General features: G+C 45.8%; 23 protein-coding genes. 14 read left to right on the top strand and 9 right to left on the bottom strand.

Annotated features, from left to right (window positions below):
* Positions 1 to 62: 62 nt before the first annotated feature.
* Positions 63 to 239, bottom strand: a complete 177-nt coding sequence (locus C7B77_RS29635; RefSeq protein WP_181243709.1) for a hypothetical protein — start codon at positions 237 to 239, stop codon at positions 63 to 65.
* An 86-nt stretch (positions 240 to 325) separates the two neighbouring features.
* Between C7B77_RS29635 and psbO the strand changes: the two genes are divergently transcribed.
* Together psbO and C7B77_RS04920 are read left to right on the top strand one after the other, a co-directional pair.
* Entirely contained in the window at positions 326 to 1153 is an 828-nt protein-coding gene (gene psbO / locus C7B77_RS04930) for a photosystem II manganese-stabilizing polypeptide (protein ID WP_106300884.1), read from the top strand.
* Between the two features lie 376 nt (positions 1154 to 1529).
* Positions 1530 to 2729: an argininosuccinate synthase gene (locus tag C7B77_RS04920; RefSeq protein ID WP_106300882.1), complete on the top strand. Its 1200-nt coding sequence runs from the start codon at positions 1530 to 1532 to the stop codon at positions 2727 to 2729.
* Between the two features lie 82 nt (positions 2730 to 2811).
* Here the strand turns inward: C7B77_RS04920 and C7B77_RS04915 are convergent, their stop codons facing one another.
* Positions 2812 to 3195, bottom strand: a complete 384-nt coding sequence (locus tag C7B77_RS04915) for a DUF2358 domain-containing protein (protein ID WP_106300880.1) — start codon at positions 3193 to 3195, stop codon at positions 2812 to 2814.
* Positions 3196 to 3284: 89 nt separating this feature from the next.
* Entirely contained in the window at positions 3285 to 3926 is a 642-nt protein-coding gene (locus C7B77_RS04910) for a hypothetical protein (RefSeq protein WP_146138189.1), read from the bottom strand.
* A 96-nt stretch (positions 3927 to 4022) separates the two neighbouring features.
* Here C7B77_RS04910 and C7B77_RS04905 point away from each other — a divergent pair, with 96 nt between their 5' ends.
* The 4 genes from C7B77_RS04905 to psbA all read left to right on the top strand — a co-directional run bounded on the left by C7B77_RS04905 (position 4023) and on the right by psbA (position 7767).
* Positions 4023 to 4694, top strand: a complete 672-nt coding sequence (locus tag C7B77_RS04905) for a DUF3386 domain-containing protein (RefSeq protein WP_106300876.1) — start codon at positions 4023 to 4025, stop codon at positions 4692 to 4694.
* A 209-nt stretch (positions 4695 to 4903) separates the two neighbouring features.
* Positions 4904 to 5896: a Ycf66 family protein gene (locus C7B77_RS04900; protein ID WP_106300874.1), complete on the top strand. Its 993-nt coding sequence runs from the start codon at positions 4904 to 4906 to the stop codon at positions 5894 to 5896.
* Between the two features lie 206 nt (positions 5897 to 6102).
* Positions 6103 to 6444, top strand: coding sequence for a histidine triad nucleotide-binding protein (locus tag C7B77_RS04895; RefSeq protein ID WP_106300872.1), 342 nt, complete (start codon positions 6103 to 6105; stop codon positions 6442 to 6444).
* Positions 6445 to 6684: 240 nt separating this feature from the next.
* Entirely contained in the window at positions 6685 to 7767 is a 1083-nt protein-coding gene (gene psbA, locus C7B77_RS04890) for a photosystem II q(b) protein (RefSeq protein ID WP_015161219.1), read from the top strand.
* A gap of 172 nt (positions 7768 to 7939) precedes the next feature.
* On the opposite strand, the gene C7B77_RS04885 is transcribed toward psbA, so the two are convergent.
* A complete protein-coding gene (locus C7B77_RS04885) occupies positions 7940 to 9349 on the bottom strand; it encodes an aspartate ammonia-lyase (protein ID WP_106300886.1) in 1410 nt (469 codons plus the stop codon).
* A 632-nt stretch (positions 9350 to 9981) separates the two neighbouring features.
* On the opposite strand from C7B77_RS04885, the gene C7B77_RS04880 reads away from it, so the two are divergent.
* Positions 9982 to 10719: a hypothetical protein gene (locus tag C7B77_RS04880; RefSeq protein ID WP_106300870.1), complete on the top strand. Its 738-nt coding sequence runs from the start codon at positions 9982 to 9984 to the stop codon at positions 10717 to 10719.
* A 630-nt stretch (positions 10720 to 11349) separates the two neighbouring features.
* On the opposite strand, the gene C7B77_RS29630 is transcribed toward C7B77_RS04880, so the two are convergent.
* Positions 11350 to 11550: a hypothetical protein gene (locus C7B77_RS29630; RefSeq protein ID WP_181243708.1), complete on the bottom strand. Its 201-nt coding sequence runs from the start codon at positions 11548 to 11550 to the stop codon at positions 11350 to 11352.
* A gap of 87 nt (positions 11551 to 11637) precedes the next feature.
* Here C7B77_RS29630 and C7B77_RS04875 point away from each other — a divergent pair, with 87 nt between their 5' ends.
* A complete protein-coding gene (locus C7B77_RS04875; protein WP_146138188.1) occupies positions 11638 to 12408 on the top strand; it encodes a PEP-CTERM sorting domain-containing protein in 771 nt (256 codons plus the stop codon).
* A gap of 302 nt (positions 12409 to 12710) precedes the next feature.
* The gene (locus C7B77_RS31345) at positions 12711 to 12833 is read left to right on the top strand and encodes a hypothetical protein (protein ID WP_281261336.1); all 123 of its coding nucleotides are present in this window, start codon (positions 12711 to 12713) and stop codon (positions 12831 to 12833) included.
* A gap of 212 nt (positions 12834 to 13045) precedes the next feature.
* On the opposite strand, the gene C7B77_RS29625 is transcribed toward C7B77_RS31345, so the two are convergent.
* A complete protein-coding gene (locus C7B77_RS29625) occupies positions 13046 to 13195 on the bottom strand; it encodes a hypothetical protein (protein ID WP_181243707.1) in 150 nt (49 codons plus the stop codon).
* Between the two features lie 157 nt (positions 13196 to 13352).
* Here C7B77_RS29625 and C7B77_RS29620 point away from each other — a divergent pair, with 157 nt between their 5' ends.
* Together C7B77_RS29620 and C7B77_RS04860 are read left to right on the top strand one after the other, a co-directional pair.
* Complete coding sequence (locus C7B77_RS29620) at positions 13353 to 14099, top strand: hypothetical protein (protein WP_106300864.1); 747 nt, start codon at positions 13353 to 13355, stop codon at positions 14097 to 14099.
* A gap of 231 nt (positions 14100 to 14330) precedes the next feature.
* Positions 14331 to 15566, top strand: a complete 1236-nt coding sequence (locus tag C7B77_RS04860) for an LL-diaminopimelate aminotransferase (protein WP_106300862.1) — start codon at positions 14331 to 14333, stop codon at positions 15564 to 15566.
* Between the two features lie 158 nt (positions 15567 to 15724).
* Here the strand turns inward: C7B77_RS04860 and C7B77_RS04855 are convergent, their stop codons facing one another.
* Entirely contained in the window at positions 15725 to 16234 is a 510-nt protein-coding gene (locus C7B77_RS04855) for a cob(I)yrinic acid a,c-diamide adenosyltransferase (protein WP_106300860.1), read from the bottom strand.
* 293 nt (positions 16235 to 16527) lie between these two features.
* Between C7B77_RS04855 and rph the strand changes: the two genes are divergently transcribed.
* Complete coding sequence (gene rph / locus C7B77_RS04850) at positions 16528 to 17268, top strand: ribonuclease PH (protein ID WP_106300858.1); 741 nt, start codon at positions 16528 to 16530, stop codon at positions 17266 to 17268.
* Positions 17269 to 17277: 9 nt separating this feature from the next.
* Here the strand turns inward: rph and C7B77_RS30990 are convergent, their stop codons facing one another.
* Positions 17278 to 18450: a pentapeptide repeat-containing protein gene (locus C7B77_RS30990; RefSeq protein ID WP_106300856.1), complete on the bottom strand. Its 1173-nt coding sequence runs from the start codon at positions 18448 to 18450 to the stop codon at positions 17278 to 17280.
* Positions 18451 to 18798: 348 nt separating this feature from the next.
* Here C7B77_RS30990 and C7B77_RS04840 point away from each other — a divergent pair, with 348 nt between their 5' ends.
* Positions 18799 to 18996: a hypothetical protein gene (locus C7B77_RS04840; protein WP_106300854.1), complete on the top strand. Its 198-nt coding sequence runs from the start codon at positions 18799 to 18801 to the stop codon at positions 18994 to 18996.
* 60 nt (positions 18997 to 19056) lie between these two features.
* The gene (locus C7B77_RS04835) at positions 19057 to 21036 is read left to right on the top strand and encodes an HAD-IC family P-type ATPase (protein WP_106300852.1); all 1980 of its coding nucleotides are present in this window, start codon (positions 19057 to 19059) and stop codon (positions 21034 to 21036) included.
* Between the two features lie 83 nt (positions 21037 to 21119).
* Here C7B77_RS04835 and C7B77_RS04830 read toward each other — a convergent pair whose 3' ends face one another.
* On the bottom strand, positions 21120 to 22472 hold the full coding sequence (locus tag C7B77_RS04830; RefSeq protein WP_106300850.1) for a DUF58 domain-containing protein: 1353 nt from the start codon (positions 22470 to 22472) through the stop codon (positions 21120 to 21122).
* Positions 22473 to 22728: the final 256 nt, after the last annotated feature.

The following is a 22728-nucleotide window of genomic DNA, read 5'->3' as shown; positions in this document are numbered from 1 at the left end:
GCCGATGACAATCCATTAGATGTCAATTGCGCTGGTGAAGATGAATCGTTGTTTGCTTTCATTTAAGTTATTTTGTCAAATAATTTTAATATAAATTTATATTTTTGCCCTGCGGCTAAATCTGCAAATAAATATTCGCAATTCATTTGCCCATAGATGGTATGTAGAACGCACGCGCGTTGTAAAATACCGATCGACAAGACAATTATCTTACTGTGTCCATAGTAACGATCGAACACAATCTCGAAGATTACTTTCGATCGGATCCTCACTCACAGACAAAGACTGTAATAACATAAAATATTATCGAAGATTGAGGTTAATCATGAAATTTCGCGGATTAGTCGCCGCTCTACTGGCCATCTGTATTGGCTTGTTGACGGCTTGCAGTGATGCTCCTGTATCGGCAACAACTGTACTTACTTATGAAGATATTCGGGGCACAGGGCTTGCTAACAATTGTCCTGTCATCGACGATACCAGCCGAGGATCCATTCCGCTGGATGCATCCAAGACTTACCAGTTTGTCGATATGTGCATCCAACCCACCAATTACTTTGTTAAAGAAGAACCTCAAAACAAACGCCAAGAAGCAGAATTTGTAGCTGGTAAGCTAGTCACCCGCGCAACTTCCAGTCTCGACCAGATTAGAGGTACCGTGTCATTGTCTGACGATCGGACTTTGACTTTCAAAGAAGAAGACGGAATTGACTTCCAAGCCATTACTGTCAAGATGCCAGGGGGAGAATTAGTACCTTTCTTATTCACCGTTAAAGAGTTAGAAGCAAAAAGCCAACCTGGTGTAGATAGTATCAACACCTCTACTGACTTCGCTGGCGAGTATAAAGTCCCATCATATCGCGGTGCAGTTTTCCTCGATCCCAAAGGTCGCGGTGTTGCTAGTGGTTATGACAACGCCAACGCCCTTCAAGCCGAAGCAAAAAGCCGTGAAGGCGATCGCAAAAATACCAAACGCGCTCAGACCGGAACAGGTAAAATCAACTTTGAAGTTGCCAAGGTCAACAGTGCTACTGGCGAAGTCGCTGGGATTTTTGAAAGCGAGCAACCTTCCGATACCGATTTAGGTGCTCTAGATCCTAAAGAAGTTAAAATTCGCGGTCTGTTCTACGCTCGTCTAGAAGCTAAATCTTAATTTAGTGGATCGTCAATAGCGATTCGCGTAACTCCTACGGAGTGGCTACGCCAACGTCGGGTTCCCCGACGGTTAAGCGAGATCGAGACAGTGGATAGTGAATCGCGAACTAGCCATCGGTATTGAAAGTATCGATCGCTAAAAGATTTTTTTACGGGTGCTGGCTCACAGAGGCAGCACCCTTTCTGTTTGCTTAGAGCAAATATTCCCTGCAAACAGTCTTATCTATTCACTATCCACGATTCACTATTCACTATCCACTACCCACTATTCACTATCCACGATTCACTATTCACTATTCACTATCCACCGCTACAACTATCTACTACCCACCATCCCCTATAATGAAAACTCGTTATCGAGGTGAAACTACACTATGGGTCGTGCTAAAAAAGTTGTACTTGCTTATTCTGGTGGGGTAGACACATCTGTGTGTATTCCCTATCTCAAACAAGAGTGGGGGGTCGAAGAAGTAATTACCCTCGCCGCAGATTTGGGACAGGGAGATGAATTAGAACCGATTCGCCAAAAAGCTTTAAATTCTGGCGCGAGCGTGTCGCTAGTGGCAAATGCGACGGAACGGTTTATCGCCGATTATGCGTTTCCCGCACTCAAGGCAAATGCTCTCTACGAAAATCGCTATCCACTCTCGACAGCTCTAGCGCGCCCGTTGATTGCAAAACTGTTAGTTGAAGCGGCTGAAGAATATGGTGCGGATGCCGTCGCGCACGGTTGTACGGGCAAAGGTAACGACCAAGTGCGATTTGATGTATCGATCGCCGCTCTCAATCCTAACTTAAAAGTGCTCGCCCCCGCACGGGAATGGGGCATGAGCCGCGAACAAACGATCGCGTATGGCGAGAAATGCGGGATTCCCTCACCCGTGAAAAAATCTTCACCCTACAGTGTCGATCTCAATTTGTTGGGTCGCAGTATCGAAGCTGGGCCGCTCGAAGACCCTTGGGTAGAACCCCTCGAAGAAATTTACGCCCTCACCAAAGCGATCGAAAATACGCCCAATGAACCAGAATATATCGAAATTGGCTTCGATCGCGGCACGCCAGTGAGTATCGATGGGACAGATCTAGCTCCCGTCAGCCTGATTACGAAGTTAAATCAACTAGTCGGCAACCATGGTATCGGTCGCATCGACATGGTAGAAAATCGACTCGTCGGCATCAAATCGCGAGAAATCTATGAAGTTCCCGCCTTGTCCGTACTGATTCAAGCACACCGCGAGCTAGAAAGTCTCACCCTCACAGGCGATGTCACCCAATACAAACGGGGGATCGAAGAAACTTATAGCAAAATTGTCTACAACGGTCTGTGGTATTCGCCGCTTAAAGCTGCCTTAGATGCGTTTATCGAGCAAACCCAAGTCAGAGTCTCTGGCACCATCCGGATTAAGCTATTTAAGGGCAATGCAACGATCGTCGGACGTAAGTCAGAGTTCAGTCTCTACGATATGGACTTAGCTACCTACGGTGAAGACGATCGCTTCGATCACAAAGCCGCTGAAGGATTTATCTACGTTTGGGGTCTACCGACACGAGTCTGGTCGCAACGGAACAGATAAGGGTGGATGGGTGGATGAGTGGATGGGTGGATGAAGGGGAAACAGCTAGTACCAACACTCACTATTCACTATCCACTATTTACTATCCACTAATCTTAAAATGCTGCTTCAAAACATCTAGGGGCGATCGATCCCAATAGTCGATATGACTGATAATTAAGTCTGAGTCGTTGAGTGTGAGTTCGCTTTTGCCAGGAATTTCGATCCGTGGATGCCATGGTAGGGGCGTATTCCAGCTTAACAACCAGCGCGTGGTTATCAGTCGATCGACTCGATCGATCTCATACAGTTCTAAGTGCGGATTTTTGAACCAAGTTTGGATAAACTCGATCGTTTTCCGATAGCGTGGTAGGCCGCGAAATTGCGTCAATGGGTCTTTAAAATAGACATCTTCAGCATAAATTTCATAACTTTGATCGAGAGGGAACTTAGCATAGTCTTGGCGTAAAGTTGTAATAATATCCATATTTTCGACATCGATATTCGATAAATTTACTAGGTAAATAGCAACCTAAGTTCGCTATCCACTATCCACTATCCACTATTCACTCTCTTTTACGAACCAGCAGTAAGAACGATACTGCTAATCAGCTCATTTTCGATCGACAATTTCGACTGCTGCAAATAAGCGCAAATCATCTCATTAGTTACCTGGTATTGTTGCTTATTTTGAAATACCGATAGCACGGTCAGAATCGTAACTATATCTTTAGATCTAAGTGAAATAAACCGACCGCCAATCTCTGGAGACAATAACTTGGGCAAGCAAGTGGGTAACTGCTGAATATCGGCCATCAAATTGCCTTGGCGTAGCAAACACAAGCGGTCGAGTCCGAAGTCTTTATACACCAAAAGTAGATTGCAAGCCTCCTCCACGCGCCCTGGATCTAAAAATGGCAGCACGCAAATTCCCAGATCGACTGGAGGTCGATCGATCGGGCGACAAATTAATTTAAAATCGACTAACCCCTGATTGCGTCCGGTCGGAGCGATGCGATCGAGTCGTTCGACGCAGACATTGGCGATCGTGCGACCGATAGTTAGCGATAGCTGTAACAATAAGCCTGATGCCAGTCTTTGCTTATCTTCTAGCGGTTGAGATAGTTCTGAAAGCGATACTTTCCATTCGATCGCAAAAGCCGTCGCGACAGGTCGCAGATCGGCGATCGATAGGTGGGAGTCTGAGCTATTCATCATATTTGGTAATTTATCATCATCGACTGCTGGTAAGGCGAAAATCGAGCGAAAAATCTTTAAACTAGGATTACATACCAACTAAAATTTTTAGGCAAGATGACAGAAACACGATCGGCACGAGAACTATTTCAGGCAGCTTACGAAAATCGCTATACTTGGGAGCCGAATTTTCCTGGCTACACGGCCACAGTCGAATTTAAGCATGGCGATGTAGTCTTGACTGGTACAGTTGCGGTTAAAGCAAATTTGAGTGCTGAAGTGATGGGAATTGATGACGAGGAAGCTCGCAAAGCCATTCTCGGACAGCTCAACGAAGTCGCCATCCACCGCGTGCGTCGTACTTTTGAAGCAACTCATGGCAAAAACACTTTTTCCTATGGCGAAACCGACGCTACAGGTGCAGTAGAAATTCTCATGGGTGGTAAATCTGAAGGCGATCGGTACAAACTCCGCAATAATGAAGTCTGTCACGTTCACCGTCACATTCACGGTATCGTCGTGACAATCGATACCTTCAGCAGTCACGATACTGGTGCTGGCTATCTATCTCATCGTTACGACTCGGTTTATACCGATCCGCAGACGGGAGAAGCCAAAGGCGGGAAGGTTGTCTTTGAAGACAACTATCAAAAAGTTGGCGATTACCAAATTCTCAGTCAACGAATCATTCAAGCCGAAGAAAACGGCCAACCTACTACTACAGAGTTTAACTTCACTAATATCGCGTTATTACCCGATCGAGTCGAAGCTGTAGCTGCAACCGTCTAGGTTTTAGGCTTTAGGTTTTAGGCTTTAGGTTTTAGGTTTTAGGCTTTAGGCTTTAGGGAATACGGACAAGGCAAAAAGTACCCTAATCCCTGACACTTAAACCCTGACACTTAACCCCTAACACCTAAAGCCTTTCATTGGAGAATCGCCAAGATTATGAGATGCTAAATCTAGTCAAAGACATTGGCTTGTAGGAGTGTTATATCAAAATGCTGGCATATATCTTAGCAGTCTTGGTCGGTGCGGGTAGCGTTGGTTTGTACGCTGCTGCCTTTTTCTTACCGGAAATCCATCGCAAAAATGATTTTATCTGGAGTGGAGTCGGCCTTTTTTATGCTCTGTTCCTGTGGCTATACGCACATCAAGTCACAGGTGGGATCTTGGTAGGACAAACTTCCAGTGTTTTACTGATGGGCTGGTTTGCATGGCAAATAGTCAAGATGCGCCGCCAATTAGTAGCCGTAGAGCGACAAGCATCAATTGCCGCTACAACTAAATCTGCCGAGCCAGAAGCAAATCGCGCTTCAGTGCCCAAAGCAGCTAAACCGCCAGCTAAAGCACAAACTCCCGCCAAATCTGCGCCTCCTGGCGTCCCACCTGCCAAAGCTCCTAGCGCGAGCGTCGCTGCTAATACCACCGCGCCAGCACCAACCCCCTCGCCTCAGAGCAAGCCACCCACACCAGATCGGGTTCCACTTTCTGAAGTAAAAATTCCGCCAGCACGAGTGCCTGTCGTCCCCGAAGCAACCAAAGTACCGCCGCAATCGGTTGTTTCGTCCTCTCAAACCCCAGTCCAACAGCCAGTTGCCACACCCAGTAATCTCTCCCCAAATACCTCACAAAATCCAGCAGCACCCAAAGCCGAACCCGTTGCCAATATTCAACCCACAACTCCAATAGCACCCAAAGCCGAAACTGTTGCCAATATTCAACCACCAACTCTAGTAGCACCCAAACCAGAGCCTATTGAAAATATTCCACCGACAACTCCAGAGCCGCCAGAAGATGAAGCCTGGATCGAACTAGACCTCAAACCATCTTCGTCAAAACCACTTGGCGGCGCAGTGAAGCCACCGACGCCCGCACCTAACACCCCAGAAACACCTAGATCGTCAGCTATCGTTCCAGAAACTGTCTCCCAAAATATCCCGACTGATGCCACCCATACCACTGTAAAAGTAGAACAGCCCAAGCCAGATTAAATTCGATTATAGATCCCTCATAGATGCTGGAATATCGATCGCAGTACCTAAATGAGGTGGGTCTTCTGTACTCCAATCGCTCAATTCTCCCCATCGAGCGCAAAGCGAGATTACAAAAGCTTGCAAAAGTGACCTCGATCGGAGAAAGTGGATGCAAACAAACTACCGATCGTTAATTCGAGAGCGTCGCTCGATGCTGAGATTTTATGACCGAAACTATTTTTAGTAAAATCATTCGTAAAGAAATTCCGGCGGATATCGTATATGAAGACGATCTCGTGCTGGCTTTCCGCGACGTCAATCCGCAAGCACCCGTTCATATTCTAATTATCCCCAAACGTCCGATCGTGTCGATCGCCGAAGTTACCCCCGCCGATACCGAGCTACTAGGTTACCTTTTGTTAACAGTTGCGAGAGTGGCTGCTCAAGAAGGTTTGGAAGAAGGTTACCGAATTGTTATCAATACTGGTAAAGATGGCGGTCAGACAGTGTTTCACCTACATTTACACCTGCTGGGTCAGCGGATGATGACTTGGCCGCCAGGGTAAATAACCGAACACGTACTTTCTCATCTAGGCCGTGTAAAATCGACTGGTATCTTGCCTAGTCTACGCTCTGCTTCTCGATCCCCAGTAAGAATGCCTCAAAATCTAGCTGGTTTCGATCGAATCCAAACATTAAGAGATTGTGAAGCCCCTTTACAATCAGAAATAAATCCTCTAATATTATGTACATAGGGGTTGGGCAACCAACACCGCACCTTGAAAATTCATAGCAATCATAAACAAATGACCACTACCTTACAACGTCGCGAAAGCGCAAATGTATGGGAACGTTTTTGTAGCTGGATCACTTCCACCGAGAACCGCATTTATGTTGGTTGGTTCGGTGTACTGATGGTTCCTACACTACTTTCCGCAACTATCTGTTTCATCATCGCTTTCATCGCTGCTCCTCCTGTAGACATCGATGGTATCCGCGAACCAGTTGCTGGTTCTTTGATGTTCGGTAACAACATCATTTCTGGTGCTGTTATTCCTTCGTCCAACGCAATCGGTCTTCACTTCTACCCAATCTGGGAAGCTGCTTCCCTCGATGAGTGGTTGTACAACGGTGGTCCTTACCAACTCGTAGTATTCCACTTCTTGATCGGTGTATTCTGCTACATGGGTCGTGAGTGGGAACTTTCCTACCGTTTAGGTATGCGTCCTTGGATCTGTGTTGCTTACTCTGCACCTGTTGCAGCAGCAACCGCAGTATTCTTGATCTACCCAATCGGTCAAGGTTCTTTCTCTGACGGTATGCCTTTGGGTATCTCCGGTACGTTCAACTTCATGATCGTATTCCAAGCTGAGCACAACATCCTCATGCACCCCTTCCACATGTTGGGTGTAGCTGGTGTATTCGGTGGTAGCTTGTTCTCCGCTATGCACGGTTCCTTGGTAACTTCTTCCTTAGTTCGTGAAACTACTGAAGTTGAAAGCCAAAACTATGGTTACAAATTCGGTCAAGAAGAAGAAACTTACAACATCGTTGCAGCTCACGGCTACTTCGGTCGTTTGATTTTCCAATACGCTTCTTTCAACAACTCCCGTTCCTTGCACTTCTTCTTGGGTGCATGGCCTGTAGTTGGAATCTGGTTCACTTCCTTGGGCGTAAGCACCATGGCGTTCAACCTCAACGGTTTCAACTTCAACCAATCTGTAGTTGACTCACAAGGTCGTGGCATCAACACTTGGGCAGACATCATCAACCGCGCTAACTTAGGTATGGAAGTCATGCACGAGCGTAACGCTCACAACTTCCCTCTCGACTTAGCTGCTGGTGAAGCTACTCCTGTTGCTTTGACTGCTCCTTCCATCAACGGTTAATACCTGTTTGATTTGAGAGATTAAAACCCCCCTGACACTAAGTGTCAGGGGGGTTTTTGCGTTGGGGTTTATTTAGAAGGAGGGGATTTTTTATGCAAGCTAGAAGACACATCACCAACACATCCCCGACTTCTTGAAGAAGTCGGGGATGTAGCCGTAGCCTCGCAATTTGCTAGGATGATTTTGGCAACTCGCTCATGCTTTCTAAATCTAGAACTTGTGCTAATAACTCTGGCTCCATCAATCCTTGTTCTAAGACAATTTGACGAAGAGATTTACCCGTCGCTAGAGATTCTTTGGCGACGTTGGCGGCATTGAGATAACCGATGTGGGTATTGAGTGCGGTGACTAATGCTAGACTGCCTTCTGCATAGTTGCGACAGCGTTCTGGATTGGCCGTAATGCCGACGATACATTGGTCGGTTAACGCTTGAATTGCATTACCCAAAATCTCGATCCCATGAATCAGATCGTAGGCGATGAGCGGCATCATCACGTTTAATTCTAATTGTCCGGCTTGGGCGGCCATTTCGATCGATCGATCGAATCCCATTACCTGAAAACAGACCATCGAGATCATTTCTGCCATCACGGGATTATACTTTCCAGGCATAATCGACGAGCCAGGTTGGACGGGAGGGAGCTGAATTTCTTTAAACCCAGTCTTGGGGCCAGAGTCCATCAATCGCAGGTCGTGAGAGATTTTCAATAGGTCTGTGGCGAGATTGCGGAGGCTGCCAGAGACATTTACAAATGGTGCCATGCTCTGCATCGCGGCCATTAAATGTGGTGCCACAGTTAGGGGTTGGCCGATCGATTCTCCCAAAATCTGTGCTACAGTCGATCGATATTCGGGATGAGTATTTAAGCCCGTACCTACAGCACTACCACCCAAACCTAATTTGGTGAGATCGCCTGCTGCGCTGGCAATTCGGATTTGATGGTCGCGTAAGATCTGGGCGAATGCGCCAAATGTATCGCCCAATCTTACCGGAACGGCATCTTGCATGTGCGTCCGTCCCGATTTGACGATCGAGTGAAACTCTACCGCTTTTTTGTCTAATGCAACGATCGCGCTTTCTAGTGCGGGATTTAAGGTATGCGTCAGGGCAAGCAATCCCCCCACGCGAATGGCAGTGGGAATTACATCATTGGTAGATTGACCGTAATTAACATGGTCGTTGGGATTGACACGCTGATAATTGCCCTTAATATCGCCCAAAAGTTCGAGTGCGCGGTTGGCTAAAACTTCATTGACATTCATATGGTGAGATGTACCCGCACCAGCTTGATAGACATCTACGACAAATTGCTCGCGTAAATTGCCTTGCAAGATTTCATTAGCAGCGGTAACGATCGCATCACTGACGGCTGGATCGATACAACCCAGTCTACCATTAGCGATCGCGGCGGCTTTCTTGATGAGCACACAGGCATCGATATATGTTGCCAGTGGCTTCAAGCCGCTAATGGGGAAATTTTCGATCGCGCGTAAAGTTTGAATCCCATAATAGGCATCTGCGGAGATCTGGCGTTCTCCCATCGAATCCCGCTCGATCCGGAAATTATCTCGATTTGTCAACACTAAATCCTCACTACATCTAATTATTATTGCGAACATCGAGCGATCGAAATTAGATCGGTTCCATGCCTAATCAAATCTTAAGATCGATCGCCCGATCGATCTTCAAATTGACAAAAGAGTGGTAAATATTATCATTTGTTGTATTTTTTACATTACTCAAGTAAAGTGCTTTTTTATACAAAGACTGCTCGTTTTGCACGATCGATTGCAGACTAAGCGATACAGCGCGATCGATCCGCTGGCAATTCGATCGAAGGTCTAAATTAGCGATTTAATATTTATAATTCTTGATTAATCTCTGCCAAAAATTCAATCATTTTACTCTTGCTTTGCTAGATTTTAGGGTTTTAACTGCGCTATTTTACTGAAAAACCTAAATATATTCGAGATCTCATTATTTGCCTATTGATCTTTTAAAAATGTTGTGAGACCGAGCTAATTCCTAGATAGATTCTACGCCACTTTACTGAAATAGGTCATGGCCTATAGGAGCCATCAAAAAGTTGCGCTACGATAAAATTACAAGCGCGTTGTTTGTTCGAGATTTTTACATTTTAGATATCCATATTTGGATAGATACACAAAGGTGTGTAAGGGAAAAATTGTACTAGAGAAATAGGAGATTTATTATGAAAATTAGACAGTTCACAAACTTGCCAGGAATCTCAACTTCTCTGAGAATTGCCGCAGCCACCAGTTTAGCTGCGGGTGTTGCGGCAAGTTTCTCTGCTGCTCCAGCAGGTGCAGTTTCCATTACTAGTGGAACTTTATTTTTTGCTGATGGAGCGATAAATACGAATGTAGTTGGCGGCGGTTCGATCGCTCCAGTTGCCGGAAATCGATTTTCGGCTATTTTCAATCGTGTTAATTCTGCAACAATAGACACTGCGACAGGAAGTTTTGCTGCTGCTGGACTAGCTCCAGGCCCCCGATACATCGCTAGCTCTAGTGCCGATTATTTATTCAATGGTGGCAATACTTACACGCAAGTAGGTAATTTAGTTTTTGATATTGGGCAACAAGTTACTGCCAATCCTTTAGTTGCAAGATTAACTGTTGGTAATGGTTCTATTTTCTCAACAACGTCAGTTGCAAATACTACTACATTTGCATTCCTTAGTGGATCTGCAACATTTTTAACCCAACCTGATGGGATTTTATCTCAACTCGGTTTGCAGCCTGGTGACTTTCGCTTTACTGTTGACAACCTTGCTAGCAACAACGTTGCTAACCCCCTTCCTAACGGTTCTTACAGTTTGATTGCTACTACTGCAATTCCCGAACCTTTTACTATCATCGGGACGATCGTTGGTGGTACCGCAGCTTTCCGGATGAGAAAAAAATTAGCTAACTCTGCTAAAAATTAGATTTAGGTTTTGAAAGTACGGGGAGCGCGGAGATCTTTAAAAGACTAAAGATTTCTCCTCCAAAATTTAGGGATAGAGTCTAGCCTTTGCTAAACTTTATCCCTTTTGAGTTGCATGTGGTCTCGATCGAAACCAAACAGAACTTCGATCCAATTTTAACAACAACAATGATGCCTGTTTAATTGCTCTTCACATTGTCAAATTAACCCTGTAAGCGATCGAGTCAGTTCGATTTTTTATCGTATGCTCGATCGGATTTAGCGATCTGAGATTTTCGAGCAGTGGTAATTGCTACATGCTCATACCATGCTAAGTAGTAATAGTCAAGCAAATTTCTACACCAAGAATGCTGTTAACTCTAAATCGCTACCCCCAAGCATTCGAGCGTATTTTTTATTAACCCTACCCGATCGAGCGATCGATAACATCAGCATATTTACTGATAAAATCAATGTCTCAGGGTTTTTACATATCATATAAATAAAAATTAAACAAGTGTAGAATTACCCAGAAAGATGGTGTTAATTTCCGACTTGCCGATCCTGTAGGCGATCGAATACATTCATTTGCAACAAGTATAGCTGCTAGCGGATCGATATTCTAGCTTCGGCACTATGAGAATAACGGGCACTACACATGCCCCGATCGAGCTTCAGTAAATGCTTGTGACTGTCGAGCTGATTTTAGCCAGACAATTCTGACTGTGGCGATCGCAGTTGTAATTCTTGCTGTCATCATGGAGCGAGAAAAAGTATCGAAGATACACCGCCCGATCCAAACTTTGCGCTCAGGATGATAACAGATCGACTCTCGTAATGTGTAGGTAGTCAACAATTGCTGGCACTTTTGTACGACTAAAGAGTTGAGACGCCCAAACCAAGATTTCGCATATCGAACACCCCGAAACCATAATCAGTCATGAACATCAAACAATCTAATTCGATCGAGACTTCTCTTAAGTCTACTACATTAACGTACATGTTGGCTGTTGGTAGTCTGGCAGTCGGTCTTGGTACTGTTGCCTATGCGGCACCAGCTCAAGCGGCATTTCTTTTCAATTCAGATCTGAGTTTTGGAAATGCCAACATTACTAGTTTCTTTAGCGACGTAAATCCAGGTGCAGGCGATACCATCGCTGTTACGTTTGCTACTCCTACAGATGTTGGTTCTTCTGGCGGAATTTTGGCAGGCACATCATTTTTCCCGACTATTTCCCCTGCTACGATTCCTGGCATGTATGCCTTGTCCCCAGTTCCTACGGCAACGTTTAATTATGTTGCTGGAAACAGCGGTGGCTTCATCTATTCACTTGCCAGCGACCTCGTTTTTAATTTCTCCGTTAACGGTTCCCCTAATGGTTTAAGCCCTACTACTCCTGTAAGTCTGACTATTGCAGGCGGGACTCAATTTACTGGCAGCAGCAATCCTACTGCCGTCGCTTTTTCGACAATTACGCCTACCGGATCTTTCTTTCAAAACGGTGGTGACAAAACTTTCCTTAATGCTTTATCATTTTCGCTTAATGATACTCTCAGCGGTGGTAAGGGTACATTTGGGATCACTGCTTCAACAGTAGCACCTCCAACAACTACCCAAGTTCCCGAACCTTTCACGATCGTCGGCACGATTATTGGTGGTACGGCAGCACTACGGATGAGAAAGAAATTGGCTAAAGCCGCTCAAAACTAAATTGCACGGCTCATCGATAAATCACTAATTCGATTGAAGATTGGCAATGCCCACTCCAAAAAATCTGGGGAGTAAATTTTAGCTATGGCTAGATTTTACTCCTTTTGCCTTATCGATCGAGTCGATCGACATCGACAATGGCGCAAATTTTCAGACTCATGGTGAGAGCAATTGCGATCGATCTGTGCCGTTGCTAGCTCTCTGGTGATTGCTTGCGAGGCAATCGAGAGAGTCAATTTTGTAGTATAGTCGATCGGGACTATTGTTAACGATCGAGATTTTAACTCAGTAAAAACGCTTAGATGTTCGATATCGCGGCGAGTTATCAGGGACAGATCTCGATCGCACTCACCTCCCGTTGGCAATTGCGACTGTTAGCCGCTCGATCGATTGAATGTTGTCACTACGGGCATTCAACAACATAAGCTTGCTAATTACACCCTTACAAAAAGGCGAGTAAGCTGGGTATTATGGCGATAAAAATCGATGTTTTGTATGCTTGATTACCATATTTGAAAATATTTCGCAAGTAGATAATTACTGAAAAATTTGGTTCGGGTTTCCGACTTGTAAAGTATGTATTAAATAGCATACATTCATGGCAACAAGTATAGCTACTAGCAAATCGATAGTCTAGTTACGGTATTTTTAGACAAACACGCACCATGTGGACTTCAGGTCTAAACATCAGCAAGTGCTTGTAAAGATCGACGATCGTAACTAGACAACTCGGACTGTAGCGATCTTCAATTGAACTCTCGATCCGATCGATAGAAACGATCGCCATTAATGGGTACATCCAGACTCAAATTTTGCCGTCAGACGATCGAATATCGACTCACGTAAGGTGTCTGGAGCTACAATTCCTGACACTGTTGTCGGCGTCATGAGTTGAGATGTACCGATCGAGATCTAATGTATTAAAACCCCGAATCAAATCAGTCATGAAATTTAACCTAATTACTAAAGCATCAAATGCTTTCGACTTTGCGTCTAGGCGTAAAACCTTCACCCAACTACTGAGCGCGAGCACGCTAGCAGTTGGTGCGATCTCGACGATCTCGGCGGTACCCGCTAGAGCTATTTCACTTGCAGGAGGACAAGTTGTTTGGACGGGTGAAGTAGATAACTTTGTGCAATTAATAAATCCCACTCCTGGCGACACGATCGATACTATTTTTAACAATATCAGTATGGGTGCGGCGATGGTGAGTTCGGCTACTGGGCCATTCACCACCACAGGTTTATTCGACCAAAGCCCGTCTGGAGGTGGTGTTTATCCGATCGATCCTTCTTCGGTAACAACATTTACCTATGTGAGCGGCGACAGTTCCAACTATACATACGAACTAGCCAGCGATCTAGACTTTGCTTTTGCTAACACTGTGACACTAACAGTTGTTGCTGGCACTAAATTCAGCGGCAACATCAATCCAGCAGGCACTGCGGCAAGTCTGTTCACCAACGATGGTACCGGATCTTTCTATACACAGGGTGGAGTGCGGACGGATGTGACCGCATTATCATTTACGTTGAATGATATCGGTGGCGGGGTGACTGCTGGTTATAGCATCTTAGCCTCTACAACCACAACAGCAGTTCCCGAACCATTTACAATTGTGGGCACGCTCGTCGGTGGGACGGTAGCGATGCGGATGAGAAAGAAATTAGCTACAGCTAGTCAAGAATAGGGAGATATCGGCTTGGATGAGTTGGATCTGGCAATTGCTCGAGACTAAAAATCTTGCTAATAAGTTAAAAATCCGCCGCTACAGACTAATTTAGTCAGTCAGTTTCGGCGGATTTTGTTGTGAGCTTTAATTATAGAGAGTAAAAATTTTGGGAGCCTCCGATCGTGCGTGGGCTTCGAGGATCGCGCCCGGTTGCGGTAAGCTGTTGAATGACGATGCGCGACAGAAATTATGGCAACTATTAATAATAACTACCTCAAACTCAAAGCTGGCTACCTGTTCCCCGAAATCGCGCGACGCGTCAATACTTTCGCTCAAGCTAATCCCGACGCGCCGATTATCCGCTTGGGAATTGGCGATGTTACCGAACCATTGCCAGTGGCTTGTCGCACGGCAATGACAAATGCGATCGAGGATATGGGCGATCGATCGAAATTTAAAGGTTATGGCCCCGAACAGGGTTATGCTTGGTTGCGAGAAGCGATCGCGACTAATGATTTTCAGTCGCGAGGCTGTGACATCGACGCATCGGAAATCTTCATCTCAGATGGCTCTAAATGCGACTGTGGCAACATTCTAGATATTTTCGGTCACGATAACACGATCGCGGTGACCGACCCGGTATACCCCGTTTATGTCGATACTAATGTCATGGCTGGCAATACTGGCGATGCCAATGACAAGGGCGAGTATGGTGGTTTGGTATATCTGCCGATTACTGCTGAAAATGATTTTACCGCCCAAATTCCCAGTCAGAAAGTCGATCTGATCTACCTTTGTTTCCCCAACAATCCGACGGGTGCGACGGCTACTAAAGCGCATCTGCAAGCGTGGGTAGATTATGCCAAAGCCAATGGCTCGATTATTTTCTTTGATGCGGCGTATGAAGCATTTATTACCGATCCGAGTTTACCGCATTCGATCTATGAAATCGACGGGGCGCGAGATTGTGCGATCGAGTTTCGGTCTTTTTCTAAAAATGCTGGTTTTACAGGTACCCGGTGCGCGCTGACGGTAGTACCTAAAACTCTCACCGCCAAAGCCGCCGATGGTAGCGATGTCGAACTGTGGAAACTCTGGAATCGTCGCCAATCGACCAAGTTTAATGGTGTATCCTATATCGTCCAACGCGGTGCGGAAGCGGTTTATTCACCCGAAGGCAAAGCCCAAGTAAAAGAACTAATTAACTTTTATATGGAAAATGCCCAAATTATTCGCAAGGAACTAACTGCTGCGGGATTGCAAGTTTTTGGCGGGATTAATGCACCCTATGTGTGGGTAAAAACTCCTGATGGTTTATCTAGTTGGGAATTTTTCGATAAGTTGCTAACGAATTGCTTTGTTGTCGGTACTCCAGGTTCGGGATTTGGTGCTGCTGGTGAAGGTTATTTCCGGATCTCGGCATTTAATAGTCGGGCAAATGTCGAAACAGCAATGCAACGCATTGCAGACAAATTCAAGGTTTAGTAAAAGTAAAAAACCCGACTTATAGAAGTCGGGTTTTGGTTTTTAAAAAGTTTAGAGACTTTGAGTCTTGCAAGCTCGATCCCTGAAGCGCACAGATAGAGTACTGCGCCAACAGATGGATATTGTCACCCTGCTGGTTAGATCGACGAGCAACTATCTTAATGAGCTAATTCGACGATCGCGGGATGTGGGTTGGTACCAGTGAGAATAATTTTAAGATCTTCGGGGAGCTTAGTTAGAAAAGTAGTTGCCGCTTCGATACTAATTAAACCTAACTCGATCGCCAGACTCAGATCGTCTAAAATGACCAAAGAATATTCACTCGATCGAGTTGCGCCGCGAACGTGTTTCCAGAGCTGCTCGAAATTGTGCAACTCCAGATCGTTGAGATCGGCAATCGAAATATTCCGAATCAAATTACATCTAATCCAATCTAAATTTTGAGCGAGATTGATAATCCGATCGTGACCTTGACGAATCCCACCTTTGAGAAGTTGGACGATCAGCACGCGTTGTCCGGTACTGGCAATTTTGAGCGCGTTGGCGACTATTTCCGTACAAAATCGATCGGCTGGTGTATCGACAATCTCGATCTGTTTGTGAAGCGTACTTATCGTATTACAAGAAACTGAAGTATGTTCGGGATGACTATTTAGTTGTGCAATCATATTCAACGTAAAATGAGCCGCATTTCATTCAAAAGGTATTCCCTTGCGGGCGAATCCTGTCCGCTCGGCAGTCTATAGTAGACAACATATAGCGTTTTATTCCGAGCGTCTATCCAGTGAAACACTAAATATGCGATCGGTCAAGTAGCTGATGAAGGAATAGGGGAGATGGTTTAAGGAATGGGAGTGAGGATGGTTCTCGCTGCTGGGCATTTAAATTGCTCATAAAAATTAACAACAAGTCGATGGGGATCGTTAGATACTGTAGTACACTCTAGTTTGCCATCGTCCCTATGCACATGCCGCAGATTCGCCAACATCGCCAATCGAACCAACTACGTCAAATTAGCTTTCAGAGCGACTTTACCAAGTTTGCAACCAGTTCCGTGCTGACTGGCTGTGGAGATACACGCGTATTATGCACCGTCACCATCAAAGATGGCGTACCTAAATTTTTGACTGGTACGGGGACGGGATGGCTGACAGCAGAATATCGGATGCTACCAGGTGCGACTCCCCAGCGTCACGAGCGGGAAGTGCTCAAGTTATCCGGACGCACTCAAGAGATCCAAAGACTCATCGGGCGCAGTTTGCGATCGACCCTCGATTTTGCCATTCTAGGAGAGAAAACGATCCTAGTTGATGCAGACGTCATCCAAGCCGATGCAGGCACCCGCACGACGGCAATAACTGGCGGATACGTGGCATTGGTGCAAGCCATCCACCAGCTCATCGAGCGGGGTGAGTTGAGCGCATCGCCAGTAGTCCGTCAAGTCGCAGCGATATCGGTGGGACTGATTGAAGGCGAAGCATTTCTGGATCTGGACTACCCAGAAGATGTCGCGGCGGACGTAGATTTTAATGTGGTAATGACCGATAATCGGGAGCTAATTGAAGTGCAAGGAACGGCAGAATCGGGCAGTTTTAGCCGTCACCAAATGAATGAATTATTAGATCTTGCCGACAAAGGTATTCAAGAATTAATGACGATCCAAAATACCGAGATCGATCGCTGGATGCAGAGTAAAAGATAATGTCCGCATCTAAGCATTGACCCGATCGAGATAATCTGGTAACTGCGTAGTTTCATTGCAAATAGCATGACTGAGTTGTTGGCGCGTCAGTCCGATCGCATTGCGAAGATCGGCATCGATGAGATTGGTTTGTTGGAGATTGGCATCTTTGAGATTTGCGCCTTCAAGATTGGCTTGCTCTAGATTTGCTTCGGTAAGATTGGCACCTTCGAGATTGGCTTGCCAGAGATAGGCACCTTCGAGATCTGCTTGCCAGAGACTGGCTTCGCGGAGATTGGCGCGTCCGAGCGAGGCACCTGCTAATTTAGCTTGCCATAATTGAGCCTCGCGAAGATTGACTTTCCACAAATCGGCACCCCATAGCTCGATCCCATTGAGATCGGCATCGCGGAGATTGCTTTCGCGCAATTCGATGGCGCGATCCGGTCGATCTTTGCTCGTGTCTCGCCGACTCAAGATCGTCATCACAGCTTGAATATCCGTCGGTACTTTTAATAATGGCTGTTGTTTGCGATTGGTAGGGACATCGCTCCCACCGACGATCGTCAGCGGACGATCTGAAGCCTTGGTGGTGAGCCGGAGCGGCGCGATCTGAGCATCGCTCGCGGGAGAGCGTTCGCGCACGAAAGCGGTCAAAACTTCGATCGTCAGCCAGTAATCAGCAGCGGACTCCTGCGCTAGACGTTCGAGCGTATAAATGCCACCCAGTCGGATTTCCATTTTATCGCTTGCTAAATGGGAAATTGCTTGACTGAAGCGATCGGTAATTAGTCGCTCGTTGGCATGATGAAAATGTTCGTTAGTACGGCGTAAGTAGTGCCAACCCACATAAGCTAGGCTACCGAGGATGCCAGCACCAATCCCCTGAAACAGGAGGTTGTAGACCCCATTTTGAGCGTTGAGACGATCGCGCTCTAGCATAATCTGTTCTTTTTCTAAGGTCACCCGAGCTGCTGGAGTAATGCTGCGGTTGGAAATGCGATCGATATCTTGCTGACGCTGATGGATGCGTGCGTCGAGATGTCTGACGCTGGTTTGTTGTGCAAACCAGATGCCACCGACGAGCAAACCGCTCAGAGTGACAACTAGTGGCCACCGCAAACTTCCCGAAGCGATCGAAGCTGTTGTATCGTCTTCAGACGAGCTATTCGTCTTGGCGGACGGTAATCTGGATCGATCCATAAAAAATTTACCTGCTGATGTGTCAATCGGTCGCGGTCGGGATCTCCAGGGCACTAGCTGGAGCAACCGAAGTTATTTCAGTGTTAAATCGTTCGTGAATGTAGGATATGTCTTCTTTCTGACTACATCATACCCGAAATTGCGATTTCGAGCGAGAAAGTGGGCGACCGCAGACCGGAATGGGGATGAGATTGTGTGACTATCTCGATCCGCAGATGTTCCCATTTAACATTAAGAGCGAGTTACATTTCGATAACAAAAATATCGGTTTCTTCACTTTTCTATACATGTGAGAGCGATTACCATCCGCACAGTAAAATCGAGAAAATATTTTTAATAACCCCGACGATGCCCGCAATATTAACAGTTTCCGATCTGGCTTTTAGTGCCTGGATCGATGCGATTTATCTAGCTGTTCGCTCCATCAATCCGCCAATCCAAATTACGGCTACTCCTCCGACTAAGTTAGTCCTAATTGAGACTAACCCAGCAGAGATCTCGCGATTCCCCAAGATGCTCGCTAGCGGATCTGCGATCGACAAATAATCGCTCGCTACCGCTATCGCTAATTATTAAAATCGAAACTAATCATCTTGGTGTAAATATATGGAATATCTCGGCTTAAAGTTGGGTGGGATGGAGCGGGAAATTGCCTGCAAACCTGGCGCGATCGAGTCAAATGTTAATTCGGTACGGCAACTAGCAACGATCGCTGACGAGCGGCAAATTACGACTGCTGAAGCAATTACTCAGGCAGCAACAAACAATGGAGATCGAGAGCGTGAATCTCCGAGAGATTTTAAGTTAATATCAGCGATCGCGATTAGTTTGCTATTAATTATCGGTTCTTTGCTACCGAGTTGGAGTCCAGAATTAAGTTGGATTTCTGCTTGGTTTCAAAATCCTGCTTGGCAATGGTGTTTAGCTACGCCCATTCAATTTTGGTGTGCTAGAGCATTTGTTATCGATGTTTGGACTGCTATTTTAGTAAGGCGACATTTATCTACACATAGAAGTATTCATGCCAACGTGAATGCACTCGTCGCACTCGCTACCGGAACTGCTTATTTATATTCGTTAGTAAGTACATTTGCGCCTCAATTTATCGCCAGATCTAATTTCATCCAACCGCATGTTTACTATGCAATCTCCACGATGACGATCGTCTTGATGTTTGTGGGTAGGAAGTTAGAATACCTTGCTAAAGAACGTTCTCTAGCAGTTATTTCTCAACTGGTTGAGCGACAATTACCAATTGGATCTATACCAGTTCTCGATCGAAGTTTGGCATTAGTCGATCGCGTGCAAGTCAATAGATTACCCATTTCTAGATTAGCCGATCGCGTCACTAATAAATATATCATCCCGTTTGTCGCTGTGCTGGCGATCGTGACTAGTTTAGCATGGTCGATCTCGATCGATCGGCCTACAAGTGGAGTCATTTTCGGATGTAGTGTTTTAATTATTACCTGTCCTTGTGTCTTAGGTTTAGCTACTGCTCTAGCGATGGCAATCGGAATTAACAAAGCAGCACAACGCGAAATTTTAGTTAATAATAGCAATGCCTTAGAATTACTCAGTCAAGCAAAGACAATCGTCTTTGACAAAAATGCGACTGTCGTACCCGATCGATTGGCAGTTACCGATTTTCTGCCAATTGTAGACAACTATAATGGCACGGAATTAGATATTTTTCAATTGGTTGCTTCGCTCGAAGCTTATGCCAAAAATATAGTAGCATCAGCAATTGTCGATCGATCTCAAGAGCTGGCAATATTCTTAAAACCTGTCGATCGATTTGAGGAAATTGCAGGTAAGGGCATCCAAGGAATCATCGATGGTAAATTAATCCAAGTCGGCTCGAATGAGTGGATTAATTCGCTCGATATCGATAATGTATTTCAAATTGCCAACCAGCGCGTCTTGACTAATTATCAACACCAATGGGAATCAGCAGGAAAAACCGTAATTTGGATCGCGATCGATAGCGAAATTGCTGGAATTATTGGGATTGGTGCGGCAATAGAATCTTCGACGATCGCCACGATATCGAGATTAAAAAGAGCGGGATTAGAAGTAGTGTTAATTGCTACAGATAATTTAACTGCTGCTAAAAATTTAGCAGATCGACTGAGAATAGATCGAGTATTTGCTTGCAAAGATGCTCGCGACAAAGTTGCAGTAATTCAGAAATTGCAATCGAGAGCGATCGGTAAATATCGAGCGATCGTCGCAATGGTTGGTTCTAGCCTAAATGACGCGTCCGCTTTAGCTCAAGCAGATGTCAGCATGGCAATCGGTACGAGTGGAAATCTGCCGCTCTCTTTTTGCGATCTCACACTCGTTAATGCAGACTTACAAACAATTATTACTGCCATAAAATTGAGTCGATCGACTTTATATAAGATCGAGCAGAATCTCTTTTTTACCTTTATCTACAATCTTATCTGTCTGCCGATCGCCGCAGGTATATTTTATCCCCAATTTGGTTTTTCCCTAACTCCACAGATCGCGATCGGTACCATGGGAATGAGCTTGACATCGGTAGTCATTAATTCTTGGCGATCGAGAAAACTCAAGAATTGAGAATTGAGAATTGAGAATTGATAATTGATAATTGATAACTCCTACTATCCACTAGAGCCTAAAGCCTAAAGCCTAAAGCCTATCTACAATTGATTTCGAGATTTAATTTGTACGTAACGATCGACTAATCGATCGCTAATTTGGGTAGCTGGAGCGTCCAAAACTAAAACGCCCTTGCGCTTGAGATTGGCGAAGGCAAGTTCGCGTTGCTGAATTAGATCTAGCGCGACGGATTGAGTATATGCACCAGCCAGATCGGTGCCTAATTCGCGCGCGCGGATATCCACTTGCGGATCGCGCAAAGTCACACAAAAAGGGAGATAGCGCGGCGTGAGTCTACCGAGCGCGGTGAGCAGCTCGGCAGAAGCGATGTCGTCGATAATATCGGTAATTACTACCACTAGCGCGCGCCGACTCTGTTGTTTGAGAATCGTGGTAACGGCTCCGAGATAGTCGGGTTCGAGCAGTTCGGGCTGAATTCGACTTACCCTGTCGAGGATGTTAGAGAAGTGCTTTTGTCCCTGTTGGGGTGGAATCCAGGTAGTTAGATATCGATCGAATACACCCACTCCCACGCGATCGCCCCGTTGGATTGCCGTCAAAGCTAGAGATAGCGTCGCATTTAAGCCCAGATCGAACCGTTTATAGCCTTGAATATTAGCTGTCATCAGTCGCCCGCGATCGAGCAAGATAATTACCGTCTGTTCTTGCTCTGGCTCCAAAACGCGAATCAGCGGACGATTGCGGCGCGCCGTAGCTTTCCAATCGATCGATCGAGGATCGTCGCCACTATTATATTCGCGCAATTCGCTAAATTCTGTCCCCATCCCCCGCTTGCGAACTTGACGCATTGCGCCTGTAGATTGCAATGCCAACCGGATCGAAAGCGATTTTAAGCCGATCAGATCTGGGTACACTACTACAGTTTGGGCTGCATTTACCCGCCATTGGTGCCAAGCTAGTCCCCAACGGCTCGATTGTCTGACCTGAATTCCTTGCCATTCGTACTCGCCACGACGGTAAGGATGGACTGTATAGCTCGCTGTTTGACTGTGACCTTTTTCGAGTTGTCCGGAGATTAATGGAGGTGTTGCTGCCAAATCTTGCGGCACTCCGTCACAAATTTGATAGCTAAATTGTCGGGCGTTGCTGTTATTTTGGCTCGCTCGAATCGTCAACGTTACCGGATTATCGCGCCCGATCGAGAGTTTTCCCAATGGCTCGCGACTTACCTCGACTCGATCGGCTTTACTGCGCCAAGCATCGATACCTGCGAGCAAGATGATGACAAGATACCAAGCCAATGTCATCGCGATCGCCACCCCGATTCGCTGGGGGATCGGGATAAAGATGGCGAAAATCGTGGCGAACGCTCCCCCACCCGCCAGCAGCCATAATGTCCGCGCACTGGGAATAAAGCCGATAAGTTGAGTCATGACAAAGGTTTTGCTAATTGGGAAGATCTTAGCTCAAACGATACTCCCATCTCGCACGATTACAAACACACTAGTAAAAGCCTCGCTTGTGGGTTGTCGGGTTGTCGTATTAATATAGCAATCGCCAAGGCGGTTAAGATATTTAAAAATCCTCGAAACCCAGATCCCCGACTTCTTAGACTCGACTTTAGCCATTAGAGGAGAAAGCGATCGAGAAAGGGGAGGAAAATGGAGTAGAGTCAACCAATTGTGGTAG

Source organism: Chamaesiphon polymorphus CCALA 037 (assembly GCF_003003845.1).
GTDB lineage: Bacteria > Cyanobacteriota > Cyanobacteriia > Cyanobacteriales > Chamaesiphonaceae > Chamaesiphon > Chamaesiphon polymorphus.
Note: the sequence above shows the minus strand (reverse complement) of the source record. Positions and strands in the feature narration are given on the sequence as shown.